The following is a 14499-nucleotide window of genomic DNA, read 5'->3' as shown; positions in this document are numbered from 1 at the left end:
GTCCGCCTCCCTTGGACGCCAGCCTTAGCGCGGCGCGCGTCGAACGAGAAGACGGGGTTACGCCGTCGCGGCCATGCGGCCCATGTCGATGACGAAGCGATAGCGCACGTCCGAACGCTCCATCCGTTCATAAGCTTGGTTGATCTGGTCAGGGGCGATCACTTCAATATCGCACACGATCCCGTGTTCGCCGCAGAAGTCGAGCATCTCCTGAGTCTCGCGGATTCCGCCGATCAGCGAGCCGGCGATGCGGCGGCGGCGCCACAGCAGGGGCATGGCGAAGACCGGCAGCCCCTCTGTCGTCAGCCCCAGCATCACCATGGTCCCGTCACGCGCCAGCAGATTGACGTGGCTGGCGATCTCATGCGTGGCCGAAACGGTGTTGATGATCAGGTCGAACTGCTCGGCCGCCGCCTTCATGGCGTCTGCGTCCGAGTTGATCAGGAAGTGTCGGGCGCCCATCCGCTCGGCGTCGGCCTTCTTGCGGTCCGAGGTCGACAGCACCGTCACCTCGGCGCCCAGGGCGGCGGCGAGCTTGACCGCCATATGGCCCAGCCCGCCCAGGCCGATCACCGCCACCTTCGAGCCCGGCCCCACGCCCCAGGTCTTCAGCGGCGACCAAGTGGTCACGCCCGCGCACAGCAACGGCGCCGCCGCATCCAGCGGCAGGCTGTCGGGTATGTTCAGCACGAAGGCCTGATCGACGGTGATCCGGTCCGAATAACCGCCCTGGGTGATCGTCTGGCCGACGCCTGCGCCCTTCGGATCGCGCGAGCCGTAGGTCTGGGTCATGCCCGGTTCGCAATACTGCTCCAGCCCCTCGCGGCAGGCCGAACAGGTCCGGCAGCTGTCCACCATGCAGCCGACGCCGACGCGGTCGCCTTCCTTGAAGCGCGTGACGTTCGCGCCGACCGCCGTCACCACTCCGGCGATCTCATGACCCGGCACGATGGGATAGCGCGTTCCGCCCAGATCGTTCTTCACCACATGCAGGTCCGAGTGGCAGACGCCGCAGTATTTGATCTCGATCGCCACGTCGTCCGGCCCCGGATCGCGCCGCTCGAAGCTATAGGGGCTCAGCGGCTGGTCGGCGGCGGTCGCGGCGAAGGCGCGTGTGGCGATGGGCATGGATTCAGTCCTTCAGCTTGGCGTCCCGGAGTTGGGCGATCAGCGCCTGGGCCGCCGCCGGGTTCCGCACCTTGGCCCCCGAGATAAAGTAGGCGAAGACATCGCCCCGCCCGGCCCAGCCGCGCGCCTGTGCCGCCACCGCGTCTAGCTCGCCGGAGGTCATGCCCGTCGGCTCGTCCTCGCGGCTGGACATCAGCCGGGCGTAGGTAAAGTCCGCCGTCGCCTCGTCGATCTGCGGCCAGGTCGGCTCTTCGTCGTCGACCGCATAGACGATGGCCGCCCCATACTTCCTCGCCAGATCATAGAACTGTTCGGTGGCGAAGGTCGGGTTGCGCACCTCCAGCGCGTGGCGCAGCCGCACGCCGTCCTTCTCCTTCGGCAACAGCCTCAGAAAGCCCTCGAAGTCCTCGGGATCGAACTTCTTCGTCCCCATGAACTGCCAGTTGATCGGCCCCAGCTTGTCGCCCAGCACCGTCAGCCCCTGCGACAGGAACCGTTCAAAGCTCTCGGCGCCGTCGGCCAACACCTTGCGATTGGTGCAGTAACGGCTGGCCTTGATCGAAAAGACGAAGCCGTCCGGCGTCTCGTCGCGCCACTTCATCCAGCTGTCGGGCTTGAAGGTCGAATAATAGGTGCCGTTGATCTCGATCGAGGTCAGCGCCCGACTGGCGAACTCCAACTCCCGCTTCTGCACCAGCCCCTGCGGATAAAAGACCCCCCGCCACGGCTCGAACGTCCAGCCGCCGACGCCGATATGGATGGATCCTGTCATGGCCGCGCCTCCTGATGCAGGCCGCTTGATCGCAGAAATCAGCGGCGGCGGCTACGGAAAGCGGATGGTGTGAAGGTCTGAAAGTGGTGGGAAGCGGTCTTCTACGGTGTATGCTCAGGCATGACGAAAGCGCATTCAATCAGGCTATTCGCATCGCTCGGAGCAGCGGCTTCAGCAGCCGCCTACGTAGGCTTTGTAATGGTAGGTTTGAACGAAGGCGGCGCGCGAGTAGTAGACCTATGGGAGACTGTGGTCTTCGCTCGTTCACATGTCATTCTCGCGTGGACGATATTTATAGCGTTCGGCGTAGCGGCCTACGTTTTTCGAAAAAAAATCGGCGACAGGCTTTTGATCATGGCCATTGTTCTATTGGGGCCGCCAGTTGCCTGGGCGGCGGGTCTCAGATTTCTATATTACAATCAACCCGATGGTTGGTGGCCAAGTTTCGATAACGAGATTTGGCGTTGGTTGATAAACCACATCTACGCTGAGTTCTCGCTTGGCCTCATGATCGGGTTTCTGGGACTGGCCGCCGTCACTCTGGATATTCGAAGCAAGGGCGAGTGAACGTCCGCAACGGGTCGTGAAGCGAAGTCCGTCTCAATCCAACTCCCGGACATTGAGCGAGCCAGCCAAACGGCCGACCCCCGCCTCAGCCTGAAACGCAATCTCCCGCCCCGCCGAAGACCACCGCGCGCGGGTTGGGCGGGCGCAGGCGGGCCAGCACGTCGCGGCGGCTGGGCGGTCGGCCCCAGCGGGTGAAGTCCAGGCCGTAGCGCCTCAGCGTCGCCTCATGCGGCAGCCACAGCGAATGGCGCGACAGCCAGGCCGCGCGCGGCGTCGTCTCGCCGGGGATGGTCACCTGGGTCTGAATGTCCGACAGGCCGATCTGGGCGGCGGCGCATTCCAGAATGCCGGGATCGACGCCCCGCGCGGCGTAAAGGGCGCGCAGCCGCTGGGCGCCCCGGGCGATCTCTTCAGGCACGGCCTCGTTCAGCTTTTGATAGTTGGCCTCGATCACCGGCGAGGAGTGATGGAAGCTGACGAAGCCTGCCCGCTCTATGGTGCGCGTCGCCCCGGCGGCGAAGACGGCGTTGGCGCAGGCGGACGTGCACTGCCCCCGCACCGTCACCGGCAGGCGCCGCGCCAGGATGACCTCGGCCGCATCCAGCGCGGCGTTCTCGTCGCCGCCGCCGCTGTCGATCACCAGCCCCTCGACGCTCTCGTCCGACAGGGCTAGGGCCAGGGCGGCGCCCGAGGCCGGGTTCAAGGCGCCGCGAAACACCACGCGCAGTCCCTCGCGCGACAGCAGCCACTGGGGCCGCGCCGGGGCGGCGGACATGGGCGCCGATGCAGAGGCGGAGGAGGGCGCGGGCGAGGCCGCCGCTGTCTGGGGCGCGGCTGCGGCGATCAGGGCGAAGGTCACGACGGCGATGAACGACACGGGCCCTCCGGCGCCTTCGTCCCTGCGGGACCGCCACCATGCGCCCGCCGCCCGGCCCATGTCCAAGACATTCGTCAGGACCCCGCCTAATCGCGACGACAGAGGCATGACGGCGCCGTCAGATCATGGCTCAAGGGGGCTTGGCCGCACCGTCAGCCTATGCATAGTGATGCTCGACAAACGGAGGTCGGTCATGTTGTTGGCGGTTCTGTTCTACGGTGTTACGGCGCTCGGCGGCCAGACGCAGGCCAAGCCTGCGCCCCCTTCCAACCATCAGGTCATCCGGCCCAGCGACAGGGGGGCGGACACCACCATGTGGCGCTTTCAGGACATGGATGATCGCCGCATGATCGACGACATGCGCCGTGAGCGCGTCCGCCTGAACTACGAAGCCGCCGTCATCAACCAACGCTGGCTGCTGGCCGACGAGCTCGACAAGCTGATCGCCGCCAACGAATGCGGCCAGGCGACCGAACTGGCCCAGCGCGCCGGCTATCGCGACATCCGCGAAGGCGTCGCCAACGCCTGTCAGGCCAGGGCCGGGGCCAGTTCCTAAGGCTTCATCGCCGATTTAACGCCAGAGCGTGGCGGTTCGCCGCTCGCGGGGCTATAGCGCCAGCCTGACCGGAGTGCTGTGCGCGTGTTCGACCTGACGCCTGAAATCATCGCCCTGTTGGGCGTCGCGTCGGTGATCGCCGGCTTCATCGACGCCATCGCCGGAGGCGGGGGGTTGATCTCGCTGCCGGCCCTGCTGTCGGTGGGGCTGAACCCGGTCGCCGCCATCGCCACCAACAAGGTTCAGGGCAGCGTCGGCACGGCCAGCGCCCTGTGGAACTTCTGGCGCAAGGGCCGGGTAGATTTCCGTCTGATCCGCTGGCCTCTGGCGCTGGTGGCGGTCGGGTCGGGGCTGGGCGCCTTCGCCGTGACCCTGGTGGATACGCGCTGGCTGATGATCCTGCTGCCGGTCCTGCTGATCGGCATCGCGCTTTATTTCCTACTCGGACCCAAGGCGGCGGACGAGGACGCCCACGCCCGGCTGACGCCGCTGGCCTACGCCTTTGTGGCGGGCGGGATCGGCTTTTACGACGGCTTCTTCGGGCCGGGGACGGGGTCGTTCTTTGCGCTGAGCCTCGTCATGCTGCTGGGCATGGGGCTGACGCGGGCGACGGCGCATACCAAGGCGCTGAACCTGATGAGCAACGTCGTCGGCATCGTCGTCCTGGCCGTCGGCGGCCACGTGGTCTGGGCGCTGGCCGGGATCATGGCGGTGGGCCAGTTCATCGGCGGGCGGCTGGGTTCGCACGCGGCCATGCGCTTCGGCCCGCGCCTGATCCGACCCCTGCTGGTGGTGATCTCGCTGGCCATGACGGCGCGGCTGCTGTCCGACCCCGCCAATCCGCTGCGGGCCATGATCGCGGGCTGGCTGGGTCTTTAATAGGCGCAGTCGCGATAGACGCGGCTGATGTCGCCGCCCCATTCGCCGTTGTACAGTTCCAGCAGGCGATCGGCCGAGGTCACGCCGCTGTCGGCGATGTCTTCCAACTCGGTGATGTAGCCCCGCTCGTCCACCATGCCGCCGCTGAAACGAGCCCGGTTCTTCAGGCCCTGTTTGGCGATGTTGACCATGTTGACGGCGATGTCGCGCACGCTGCGGCCGCCCACTTCAGCCTTCAGGCCCAGCCGCGTCACGTCGCGGCGCAGGCGCTCATGGTCGGCGATGTCCCAGTCCTTGCACAGGTCCCACGCCGCCGCCAGCGACGGCGCGTCGTACAGGATCCCGGCCCAAAGGGCGGGCAGGGCGCAGATGCGGCTCCACGGCCCGCCGTCGGCGCCGCGCATCTCGAGATACTGTTTCAGCCGCACTTCGGGGAACAGGGTGGTCAGGTGGTCGGCCCAGTCCTGCGCCGTCGCCCGATCGCCCGGCAGGGCGTCCAGCTTGCCTTCGATGAAGGCGCGGAACGACTGGCCCGACAGGTCGACATAGGTCTCGCCGCGCTTGGCGAAATACATCGGCGCATCCAGCGCATAGTCGGCGTAGCGCTCATAGCCGAAGCCGTCCTCGAACACGAAGCCCAGCATGCCGGTGCGATCCGGGTCGGTGTCGGTCCAGACGTTGGCGCGCGCCGACAGGAAGCCGTTCGGCTGGCCCTCGGTGAAGGGGCTGTTGGCGAACAGGGCGGTGGCGATGGGCTGCAGCGCCAGCGACGTGCGGAACTTCATCACCATGTCGGCTTCGGAATCGAAGTCGAGGTTGGCCTGAATGGTGCAGGTGCGCAGCATCATGTCCAGGCCCAGCTTGCCCTTCCTGGGCATATAGGCGCGCATGACGTCATAGCGGCCTTTGGGCATGACGGGGATGTCCTCGCGCCGCCACAGGGGGTCGAAGCCCAGCCCCAGGAAGCCGAGATTCAGCTGGTCCGCGACCTGCTTGACCTCCATCAGGTGCTGGCCGGTTTCGTTGCAGATGTCGTGAATGTCCTTCAGCGGGGCGCCTGACAGTTCGAACTGCCCGCCCGGCTCCAGGCTGATCGAGGCGCTGAAGCCCTCGGCGTTCTTGCGCTCCAGGGCGATGACGTGGTCGCCCTCCAGCACCGGCGTCCAGCCGAAGCGCGTCAGCCCGTCCAGCATGGCCTTGATGCCGCCGGGGCCGTCATAGGCGGGGCGGCGCAGGGTCGACTTGTCGAAGCCGAACTTCTCGTGCTCCGCGCCGATGCGCCATTGGTCGCGGGGCTTCTCGCCCTTTGACATGGCGTGGATCAGCTGGTCTCTGGAAAGGGGCGCCGTGTCGGACATCTGTAACCTCTGCTGTCGCGGCTAGATGGGCCAGCCAGCGGCCGGGCTCAAGGGGGGCGGCGGAAACTTCTAACGATCCCAGTCGCCGACCGCCGCTTGCCACAGCGTCATGGCGGCGATGGCGGCGGTGTCGGCTCTTAGGATGCGCGGACCCAGCGAGACGGCGGTGGTGAAGGGCAGGGAGCGCAGCCGCTCGCCCTCCTCGGGCGAGAACCCGCCCTCCGGCCCGATCAGTATGGCCCACTTGCCGTCGCCAGCGGCGGTCAGCGCCGACACCGCAGGCGCGCCGCCCGTCTCGTCGCAGAACATCAGCCGACGCCCGTCCTCCCAGCCGTCCAGCAGGGCGTCCAGCTTCACCGGATCATCCACCGCCGGCACGTCCAGACGGCCGGTCTGCTCGGCGGCCTCCTCGGCGATGGCGTCCAGCCGGTCCAGCCGCAGACGGTCGGCGTTGGTGCGGTGGGTCAGCGCCAGCCGCACCCGTTTGGCGCCCAGTTCGGCGGCCTTCTCCACGATGGTTTCGACGCGCGCCTTCTTCACCACGGCCACGATCAGTTCCAGATCGGGGCCATAGGTCTGCGGCCGCGTCTGTTCCTCGGCGCGCAGGATGACGCCCTTCTTCAGCACCTCGGCGACGCTGGCGCGCCACTCGCCGTCGCGACCGTTGAAGACCAGCAGTTCGTCGCCCCCCTTCAACCGCATCACCTGCGTCAGATAGCGCGACTGGTCGAGCGTGGGCGCCACGGCGGCGCCGGGGGCGAGGTCGCCCTGAACATGAAGACGGATCATGGCGTCTGCATATCGCGCTTTCGCAGTCGCGACCAACCTCGGCGATCGACTGAATTTGCCGGGAACGCGGCCGTTCCGCCTGCGTTCGTCTGTCATGTTCACAACCTTGGCCGTTGCGGCGCGCGATCGAAAACGTCTGGTCGAGATTTCCGGCGTCGCCGCCCGCTTCGGGCTTGAGGCCGTGCTGCTGCGCCTCGGCCTCGGCGGCGGAGGCGCGGACGAGACGGACGGGCCTGAGCCCCTGTCCCGCCGCACCCGTCAGGCGCTGGAGGCGCTGGGCCCCACCTTCGTCAAGCTGGGCCAGATTCTGTCCACCCGCTCGGACCTGTTGCCCGCTGACTGGATCGCCGAGTTCGAACAGCTTCAGAGCGCCGGTCCCACCCTCGACTTCGAAACGCTACGGCCCGAGGTCGAGGCCGCTCTGGGCGGGCCGCCGGAACAGGTCTTCGCCCGCTTCGACGCGGCGCCGCTGGCCGCCGCCTCCATCGCCCAGGTGCACCGCGCCGCCCTTCACGACGGGACCGAGGTGGTGGTCAAGATCCGCCGCCCCGGCGTGCGTCCGCGCGTCGAGGCCGACCTGCGCCTGATCGCCGAACTGGCCCGCCGCGCCGAACAGTCCAGCGCCGAGATCGCCCGCTATCGCCCGCGCGCCCTGATCGCCCAACTGACCGAGGCCATGCTGGACGAGCTGGATTTCACCACCGAAGGCCGCAACGTCGACCGCTTCGCCGCCGACTTCGCCCGCAACCGCGATGTGGTCATCCCCGCCGTCTATTGGCAACACACGACCGACAGCGTGCTGGTGCAGGACTATCTCGACGGCGTCCCGCCCATAGACGCCGCACGGCTGAGGGCGGCGGGAATCGATCCGCACCGACTGGCTCGCGTCGGCGCCGAGGCCGTGCTGGACATGGTGCTGGTCAATGGCCGTTTTCACGCCGATCCGCACCCCGGCAACCTGCGCGCCCTGCCCGGCGACCGGGTGGGCCTGCTGGACTTCGGCATGGTGGGGACCGTGACCCCGCGCCGCCGCGCCGAACTGATCAGCTTCGTCCAGTCGCTGGCCGCCGGCGACGGCGCCCGCATGGCCGAGGTGCTGGCCGACTGGACCGAGGGAACGGACGTCTCGCGCACCAGCCTGACCGCCGGGGCCGAACGGCTGATCGCCCGCCACGGTCAGGGCGCGGTCGACCTGCCCGCCATCGTCGCCGACCTGATGGCCCTGATGCGGCAGGAGCGTGTGGCCGCCCCGCCCGATCTGGTGCTGATCCTCAAGGCGCTGGTGACGATCGAGGGCGTGCTGTCGCGCGTCGATCCCGATTTCGATCTGGTCCAGACCATGAAGGGCGCCTGGAGCCGCGCCCTGTTTTCCAGCCGCAGCCCCGAGGCCCTGCGCAACCGCCTGATCGGCGCCCTTCTGGACCTGTCGGCGGCCAGCGACGACCTGCCCCGCCTGATCCGCGCCGCCTCGCGCCGCCTGACGGCCGAGCCCGCCGCGACGGCGACGTCGGACAAGGAAACCGCCCGGTCGATCCTCTCGGCCGGGCGGTGGATCGCCGCTTCGATTGTCATCTCAGGCGCCCTGATCGCGGGCGCCCTGCTGCTGCGCTGATTACAGCGTCCGCGCGATCAGCAGCTTCATGATCTCGTTGGTGCCGCCATAGATGCGCTGGACGCGGGCGTCTTTGTAGAGCTGGGCGATCGGATATTCGGTCATATAGCCGTAGCCGCCGAAGAGCTGGAGCATCTCGTCGATGGTCTCGCCCTGGATGTCCGTCACCCAGTATTTGGCCATCGAGGCCGTGGCGGCGTCCAGCTGGCCCTTCAGGTGCAGAGCAATGCAGTGGTCGACGAAGACCTTGGCGACAGTCAGCTTGGTCTTGATCTCGGCCAGTTTGAACTGGGTGTTCTGGAAGTCGATGACCCGCTTGCCGAAGGCCTTGCGCTCCTTGACGTAGGCCAGCGTCTCCTGAAGCCCGCGCTCGGCGGCGGCCACGCCCTGAACGGCGATGTTCAGACGCTCCTGCGGCAGTTGCTGCATCAGCTGGACGAAACCCTGTCCCTCGGTGTCGCCGATGACGTTGTCCAGCGGGACTTTCACGTCGTTGAAGAACAGCTCGGAGGTGTCGTTCGCCTCCATGCCGATCTTGTGCAGGTTGCGGCCGCGCTCAAAGCCCTCGGCGCCATCGGTTTCGAGGCAGATCAGGCTGGTGCCCTTGGCCCCTTCGGCCGGGTCGGTCTTGGCGACGACGATGATGAAGTTGGCCAGCTGGCCGTTGGTGATGAAGGTCTTGGAGCCGTTCAGGACATAGTGGTCGCCCTGCTTCACGGCGGTGGTCTTCACCCCCTGCAGGTCGGACCCCGCGCCCGGCTCGGTCATGGCGATGGCGCCGACCAGTTCGCCCGACTGCAGGCGCGGCAGCCAGCGCGCCTTCTGCTCGGCCGTGCCGTAGTGCCAGATGTAGGGCATGACGATGGCGTTGTGCAGGCTGATGCCGAAGTGGTCCGCGCCCTTCCAGCCCAACTGGCGCATCAGCACCACCTCATGACGATAGTCGCCGCCGAAGCCGCCGTCCTCTTCCGGTAGAGACAGGCCCAGCAGGCCCGCCTCGCCTGCCGCATTCCACAGCCCGCGCGGCACTGAGGAGGCGGCGATCCACTGCTGGAACTTCTCCTGCGGCGCGTGCTCCTCGATCCATTTGGCGACGGAGTCGGAGAAGAGGACGATCTCCTCCTCGCGCATGAAGTCGGGTTCGGGGCTGCCTAGGACGTTCATGAAAGGCGATCCTGCTTTCTCCCTCCCCTTCATGGGGAGGGTGGCTGAGGCCGTCAGGCCGAAGCCGGGTGGGGGCGGCAAGGCAAGGCAGACTCTCTGTGGCGGAGGGACGGGCGCGGCGTGTGTCTCGCCATGCCCTCCCCACCCGGTCGTCGCTACGCGCCGACCACCCTCCCCATGAAGGGGAGGGAGACGTTCATGCTCAGAACGCCTCGGCGGGCATCTGCATCAGCACCTCCGCGCCGGACTTCAGCTTCTTCAGGTGCGCCCCGGCGTCGGGCAGGATGCGCTCGACGAAGTAGCGGCCGGTCATCAGCTTGTTGGCGTAATAGGGATCGGCGTCCCCGGCCGCGATCTTCTCTTGCGCCGCCTTGGCCATCTGGGCCCACAGGAAGGCGTAGGCCGTCAGGCCGAAGATGTGCAGATAGTCGGTCGAGGCCGCCGCCGCATTGTCCGGGTTCGCCATGCCGTTCTGCATCAGCCACATGGTGGCTTCCTGCAGCTTCTTCTTGGCGTCGGCCAGGCCCTCGACGAAGGGCTTGATCGCCTCGTCATCGCCGTTCTCGCTGACGAAGGCGTCGATGTCGGCGAACCAGCTCATGATGGCGCGGCCGCCGTTGGCGGGCAGCTTGCGACCCACCAGATCCAGCGCCTGAATGCCGTTGGTGCCTTCATAGATCATGGTGATCCGCGCATCGCGCAGATACTGCGAGGCCGGGAAGTGCTCGGTGTAGCCCGAACCGCCGTGGACCTGCATCGTCAGAGAGGCGACGTGGAAGCCCTTGTCGGTCAGATAGGCCTTCAGCACCGGCGTGATCAGGCCCATGTAGTCCTTGGCCTTGGTGGCGACGGCTTCGTCGGCGGCCTTCTGCAGATCGGCCTGCAGCGCGGTCCACAGGATGAAGGCGCGGCCGCCTTCGACGAAGGCCTTGGCTTCCAGAAGCATGCGGCGCACGTCCGGGTGGACCATGATCGGGTCGGCCGGGCCGTCCGGGTTCTTGGCGCCTGTGAGGGCGCGGCCCTGCAGGCGGTCGTTGGCGAACTCGACGGCGGCCTGATAGGCGGCGTCGCCGATAGCCAGCCCTTGCAGGCCGGTGCCCAGGCGGGCCTCGTTCATGACCACGAACATATTGTTCATGCCGCGACCTTCTTCGCCGATCAGCCAGCCCTTGGCGTTCTCATAGGCCATGACGCAGGTGGCGTTGCCGTGGATGCCCATCTTGTGCTCAAGGCCCGCGCAGGCCACGCCGTTGCGCTCGCCCAGCGAGCCGTTCTCATTCACCAGGAACTTCGGCACCACGAACAGGGACAGGCCCTTGATGCCCGGAACCGCGCCTTCGACGCGGGCCAGCACCGTGTGGATGATGTTGTCGGCGAAGTCGTGCTCGCCCGCCGAGATCCAGATCTTCTGGCCGGTGATCGAATAGGAGCCGTCGGCGTTGGGCACAGCCTTGGTGCGGACCATGCCCAGGTCCGTGCCGCACTGCGGCTCGGTCAGGTTCATGGTGCCGGTCCATTCGCCCGACGCCATCTTCGGCAGATACTTCTGCTTGATCTCGTCCGAAGCGCTGGCCTCGATGCCGTGGAAGGCGCCGCTGGTCAGGCCCGGATACATGGAGAAGGCGGCGCTGGCGGCGGCGGTGAACTGGCCCACCGCGCTCGACACGACCGAGGGCATGCCCTGACCGCCGAACTCGGTGCTGAAGCCCAGCGAGGGCCAGCCGGCCTCGACCATCTGATGATAGGCTTCCTTCCACCCCTTGGGCGTCGTCACCGCGTCGCCGTCGATGTGACAGCCTTCCAGATCGCCGGGACGGTTGATCGGGGCGATGACCTCTTCGGCGAACTTGCCGCCTTCCTCGATGATCTGGTCGATCAGGTCGCGCGACAGATCGGCGTCGGGCAGCTGGTTGCCGTAGTTCTCGACCTGCAGAACGTCATGCAGGACGAAGGACAGGTCGCGGACGGGCGCCTTATAGGTCATGGGATCACGCTCTCGCTTTGAAGGTCAGGAAATGGTCGTCGGGGTCGTTGAGACGCTCGCTTAGCAGGCTGGCGTAGGCCTCAGCGCCCGGCAGAAGGTCGGGGCGGTGTTCGCTCAGGGTCTTTTCCATCCAGGCGCAGGCGGCCTCGGCCGTCTCGATGGCGCCTTCGATGTCTTCGAGCTGCTGCTTCAGCGCCTCGATGCGGGCGCGATGGCGGGGCAGGGCGATGGCCATCTGATGGACGTTGTGGTCCTTCTGGTCATACAGATCCAGCATCTCCTGGATCTCGACCAGGGTGAAGCCGATGCGGCGGCCGCGCATGATCAGCTTCAGCCGGGCGCGGTCGCGCGGGCCATAGACCCGAGTCTGCCCCTTGCGCGACGGCGTCAGCAGGCCCTTGTCCTCATAGAAACGAAGGGCGCGCGCGGTCGCGCCGAACTCACGGCATAGCTGCCGTATGGAATAGGTGCGATGTTCGTCTGCGATCGACATGGTCTCGTCATAACTTGACGCGGACGTAAAGGGAAGCTTTTCGCGTGACGGCTACGAACTTGTGAACGGCTCAAAAGAAAAGGCCGCGACCGGGGACGGGTCGCGGCCTTCGTATTCGCAGGCCCTCAGGGGGAGGGGGAGAAGCGGGCCTGCAAATCGGATCGGGAAGGAGCGTCGGCTCAGCGGCGACGCAGCCACAGCACCGGCGCCGTAATGGCGATCAGGAAGACGTTGGTCAGGCTCAGGCCCAGGTCCAGGTTGAAGGCGTGGACGCCCAGGGCGATCGCCTCCAGCACCAGCAGGCCCGCCGCCGCCGTCAGCAGCAGCGGGCGGCCGAACCGCCATGAAACCAGCGGCGCCAGCATCATGACCGCCAGCGCCATCTCGGCGACGCCGACGCCGCGCACGAAGGTTTCGCCGACCAGGGCGGGCCACTGCATCAGGACGATCAGATTCTCCATCGGCTCGGAGAGCTTGGCGTAGCCAGCGGCGAGGAAGAACATGGCGATCCAGCCCTGGAACGTCCAAAGCGCGATGTTCAGATAGTCGTCGCGGGCGCGCGCCTGATGGGGCGTCAAGGTGGTCGTCGTCATTGCCGTAACCGTTAATTTGCAACAGTCACAAGATCAGTTCTTGTAGCCGCTTTTCAAGCGCTGGAAACAATCTGTGATCACGGTGGCGGAAGGTCGTGGCGACAGAGGGGCTGAAACCACAATTCCCCGTAACCCAGCCGGGATCATTCGCCTCTAAGCCGAGCCGTATTTCGAGTCAACGGTCGATGACATCAATTGATGACTTAGAGGCTCCAGGCCGCCTTCGCCGTCTCCAGCCGGGCCAGTTTGCTCTTCAGCGGCGCCCAGTCGTCGGCGGCGTCAATGGCGCTCCACAAGGCCTCGACCTCGTCGATCAACAGCTCTTCAGGTTCGGGCGCGGCGAACATCGGATGCTCCAGCCGCTCAGGCCGGTCGGGCTCATGCTCCATCAGGGCGAAGCGGAAGGCGTCGAAGGCCTCGCCCTGATAGGTCTTGCCGCGCACCCCGCCCAGCGCCCGCGCCGCCGAGCTGAAACCGCCGAACCAGTCGAAGAAGAGCGGCTCCCAGCGTAGGGCCTCCTTCTTCTCGCGCGCCAGCGCCAGGGTCGCGTCCAGCAGCCGCTGGTCCGCCGCCTCGCCCAGGCTCTGCACCCCCAGCCGGTTCAGGAAGGCCGCCCGCAGATGGCGGATATAGGCCGGGCCGAAGGCGTTCAGCGCCGTCGCCAAGGACTCCGGCTCGGCGATCAGTTTCAGACACCCGGCCAACTGGGTCAGGTTCCAGAACACCGCCTCGGGCTGTCGCGCGAAGGCGTAGAGGCCGTTCTGGTCGAAATAGGCGGCGGTGAAGCCCGGCTCATAGTGGGGCAGGAAGCGCCACGGGCCGTAGTCGAAGCTCTCGCCGGCGACGTTCAGATTGTCGGTGTTCAGCACCCCGTGCACGAAGCCGGCCGCGATCCATTTCGCCGTCAGCGCCGCCGAGGCCTGGACCACCGCCCCCAGAAAGCCCGCCGCGTCGCCCGGCGCGACCGCCGGATGATACAGGCTGCGCCCGTGCTCCATCAGCGCCTCGATCTGGTCCTTGCGCCCATAGTATGCGGCGCGCTGGAAGGTCCCGAAGCGGATATGGCTGTGCGACAGCCGCACCATGACGGCCGAGCGCGTCGGTGACGGCTCGTCGTGCCTCTCCAGATCCTCGCCCGTCTCGACCAGCGACAGGATGCGGCAGGTCGGAACGCCAAGGCTCTCCAGCATGGCCGCCGCCAGCGCCTCGCGCACCCCGCCCTTCAGCGTCAGCCGCCCGTCCGCATGACGTGACCACGGCGTCTGGCCTGAGCCTTTGGTGCCCAGGTCGAGAAGGCGGGGATTTTGGTTTTCCCTATCGCCTCCCTCGCGGAGGGAGGCTGCTTGAGGGCGTTTGGCGTCCTTGTCGTCTTGAGGGACTTCTCTCATCTGCGCCGCCAGAAAGCCGCGCCCGTCGCCGATCTCGGGATTGTACACGCGGAACTGGTGGCCGTGGTAGCGCATGGCCACGGGGCCGGGCTGGCCGGGCAGGGGCTCGAAACGGCCGAAATGGGCGATCCATTCGGCGTCGCTCAGCGTCTCCAGCCCCACCGTCGCCGCCGCCCGGTCGTTGCGCAGGCGCAAGATCGTCTGCGGGAAGTCGGCCGACTTCACGGCGTCGCCGTAGTCGGCGCCCAGTTCAAAAAAGCGGGGTTCGGGGCGATAGGCGGGGGAGACGGGCATGGGCCGCAGATGCCCCTTCGCCGCGCATTTCGCAACCGCGAGGCC

At 67.0% G+C, this 14499-nt stretch carries 14 protein-coding genes; 4 read left to right on the top strand and 10 right to left on the bottom strand.

Features of this window, described 5'->3' with window-relative positions; genetic code table 11:
• Nucleotides 1-57 precede the first annotated feature (57 nt).
• Complete coding sequence (locus RSD66_RS14465) at nucleotides 58-1128, bottom strand: NAD(P)-dependent alcohol dehydrogenase (protein WP_346525303.1); 1071 nt, start codon at nucleotides 1126-1128, stop codon at nucleotides 58-60.
• Nucleotides 1129-1132: 4 nt separating this feature from the next.
• Nucleotides 1133-1900: a DUF72 domain-containing protein gene (locus RSD66_RS14460; protein ID WP_415288421.1), complete on the bottom strand. Its 768-nt coding sequence runs from the start codon at nucleotides 1898-1900 to the stop codon at nucleotides 1133-1135.
• 120 nt (nucleotides 1901-2020) lie between these two features.
• On the opposite strand from RSD66_RS14460, the gene RSD66_RS14455 reads away from it, so the two are divergent.
• A complete protein-coding gene (locus tag RSD66_RS14455) occupies nucleotides 2021-2467 on the top strand; it encodes a hypothetical protein (protein ID WP_415288420.1) in 447 nt (148 codons plus the stop codon).
• An 85-nt stretch (nucleotides 2468-2552) separates the two neighbouring features.
• On the opposite strand, the gene RSD66_RS14450 is transcribed toward RSD66_RS14455, so the two are convergent.
• Nucleotides 2553-3344 (bottom strand): hypothetical protein, encoded by a 792-nt coding sequence (locus RSD66_RS14450; RefSeq protein WP_415288419.1) that lies wholly within the window; start codon nucleotides 3342-3344, stop codon nucleotides 2553-2555.
• 193 nt (nucleotides 3345-3537) lie between these two features.
• Here RSD66_RS14450 and RSD66_RS14445 point away from each other — a divergent pair, with 193 nt between their 5' ends.
• Both RSD66_RS14445 and RSD66_RS14440 read left to right on the top strand, forming a co-directional pair.
• Nucleotides 3538-3900, top strand: coding sequence for a hypothetical protein (locus RSD66_RS14445; RefSeq protein WP_415288418.1), 363 nt, complete (start codon nucleotides 3538-3540; stop codon nucleotides 3898-3900).
• An 84-nt stretch (nucleotides 3901-3984) separates the two neighbouring features.
• Complete coding sequence (locus RSD66_RS14440) at nucleotides 3985-4779, top strand: TSUP family transporter (RefSeq protein ID WP_415288417.1); 795 nt, start codon at nucleotides 3985-3987, stop codon at nucleotides 4777-4779.
• On the opposite strand, the gene RSD66_RS14435 is transcribed toward RSD66_RS14440, so the two are convergent.
• Together RSD66_RS14435 and RSD66_RS14430 are read right to left on the bottom strand one after the other, a co-directional pair.
• The gene (locus tag RSD66_RS14435; protein ID WP_415288416.1) at nucleotides 4776-6137 is read right to left on the bottom strand and encodes a glutamate--cysteine ligase; all 1362 of its coding nucleotides are present in this window, start codon (nucleotides 6135-6137) and stop codon (nucleotides 4776-4778) included. The two genes, RSD66_RS14440 and RSD66_RS14435, sit on opposite strands and share 4 nt — an antisense overlap.
• Before the next feature lie 69 nt (nucleotides 6138-6206).
• Nucleotides 6207-6926 (bottom strand): 16S rRNA (uracil(1498)-N(3))-methyltransferase, encoded by a 720-nt coding sequence (locus RSD66_RS14430; protein ID WP_415288415.1) that lies wholly within the window; start codon nucleotides 6924-6926, stop codon nucleotides 6207-6209.
• 94 nt (nucleotides 6927-7020) lie between these two features.
• On the opposite strand from RSD66_RS14430, the gene RSD66_RS14425 reads away from it, so the two are divergent.
• Nucleotides 7021-8538 carry an ABC1 kinase family protein gene (locus RSD66_RS14425; RefSeq protein ID WP_415288414.1) on the top strand — a complete coding sequence of 506 codons (1518 nt, stop codon included), beginning with the start codon at nucleotides 7021-7023 and terminating at the stop codon, nucleotides 8536-8538.
• On the opposite strand, the gene RSD66_RS14420 is transcribed toward RSD66_RS14425, so the two are convergent.
• The 5 genes from RSD66_RS14420 to RSD66_RS14400 all read right to left on the bottom strand — a co-directional run bounded on the left by RSD66_RS14420 (nucleotide 8539) and on the right by RSD66_RS14400 (nucleotide 14454).
• A complete protein-coding gene (locus RSD66_RS14420; protein ID WP_415288413.1) occupies nucleotides 8539-9702 on the bottom strand; it encodes an acyl-CoA dehydrogenase family protein in 1164 nt (387 codons plus the stop codon).
• A 202-nt stretch (nucleotides 9703-9904) separates the two neighbouring features.
• Complete coding sequence (locus RSD66_RS14415; protein ID WP_415288412.1) at nucleotides 9905-11686, bottom strand: acyl-CoA dehydrogenase C-terminal domain-containing protein; 1782 nt, start codon at nucleotides 11684-11686, stop codon at nucleotides 9905-9907.
• A 4-nt stretch (nucleotides 11687-11690) separates the two neighbouring features.
• Complete coding sequence (locus RSD66_RS14410) at nucleotides 11691-12179, bottom strand: MerR family transcriptional regulator (protein WP_024354523.1); 489 nt, start codon at nucleotides 12177-12179, stop codon at nucleotides 11691-11693.
• Nucleotides 12180-12358: 179 nt separating this feature from the next.
• A complete protein-coding gene (locus tag RSD66_RS14405) occupies nucleotides 12359-12772 on the bottom strand; it encodes a DoxX family protein (RefSeq protein ID WP_415288411.1) in 414 nt (137 codons plus the stop codon).
• A 203-nt stretch (nucleotides 12773-12975) separates the two neighbouring features.
• On the bottom strand, nucleotides 12976-14454 hold the full coding sequence (locus tag RSD66_RS14400) for a protein adenylyltransferase SelO family protein (RefSeq protein ID WP_415288410.1): 1479 nt from the start codon (nucleotides 14452-14454) through the stop codon (nucleotides 12976-12978).
• Between the last annotated feature and the right edge of the window lie 45 nt (nucleotides 14455-14499).

Source organism: Brevundimonas sp. S1H14 (genome assembly GCF_047716865.1).
Taxonomy (GTDB): Bacteria; Pseudomonadota; Alphaproteobacteria; order Caulobacterales; family Caulobacteraceae; genus Brevundimonas; species Brevundimonas naejangsanensis.
The sequence above is the reverse complement of the archived record's forward strand: the minus strand, read 5'-3'. Positions and strand labels throughout refer to the sequence as shown.

What these genes read in the sequence shown, in the direction of transcription:
- RSD66_RS14465 (WP_346525303.1), bottom strand. Translation starts at nt 1,128, where the DNA reads ATGCCCATCGCCACACGCGCCTTCGCCGCGACCGCCGCCGACCAGCCG.
- RSD66_RS14460 (WP_415288421.1), bottom strand. Translation starts at nt 1,900, where the DNA reads ATGACAGGATCCATCCATATCGGCGTCGGCGGCTGGACGTTCGAGCCG.
- RSD66_RS14455 (WP_415288420.1), top strand. Translation starts at nt 2,021, where the DNA reads ATGACGAAAGCGCATTCAATCAGGCTATTCGCATCGCTCGGAGCAGCG.
- RSD66_RS14445 (WP_415288418.1), top strand. Translation starts at nt 3,538, where the DNA reads ATGTTGTTGGCGGTTCTGTTCTACGGTGTTACGGCGCTCGGCGGCCAG.
- RSD66_RS14435 (WP_415288416.1), bottom strand. Translation starts at nt 6,137, where the DNA reads ATGTCCGACACGGCGCCCCTTTCCAGAGACCAGCTGATCCACGCCATG.
- RSD66_RS14430 (WP_415288415.1), bottom strand. Translation starts at nt 6,926, where the DNA reads ATGATCCGTCTTCATGTTCAGGGCGACCTCGCCCCCGGCGCCGCCGTG.
- RSD66_RS14425 (WP_415288414.1), top strand. Translation starts at nt 7,021, where the DNA reads ATGTTCACAACCTTGGCCGTTGCGGCGCGCGATCGAAAACGTCTGGTC.
- RSD66_RS14420 (WP_415288413.1), bottom strand. Translation starts at nt 9,702, where the DNA reads ATGAACGTCCTAGGCAGCCCCGAACCCGACTTCATGCGCGAGGAGGAG.
- RSD66_RS14415 (WP_415288412.1), bottom strand. Translation starts at nt 11,686, where the DNA reads ATGACCTATAAGGCGCCCGTCCGCGACCTGTCCTTCGTCCTGCATGAC.
- RSD66_RS14410 (WP_024354523.1), bottom strand. Translation starts at nt 12,179, where the DNA reads ATGTCGATCGCAGACGAACATCGCACCTATTCCATACGGCAGCTATGC.
- RSD66_RS14405 (WP_415288411.1), bottom strand. Translation starts at nt 12,772, where the DNA reads ATGACGACGACCACCTTGACGCCCCATCAGGCGCGCGCCCGCGACGAC.
- RSD66_RS14400 (WP_415288410.1), bottom strand. Translation starts at nt 14,454, where the DNA reads ATGCCCGTCTCCCCCGCCTATCGCCCCGAACCCCGCTTTTTTGAACTG.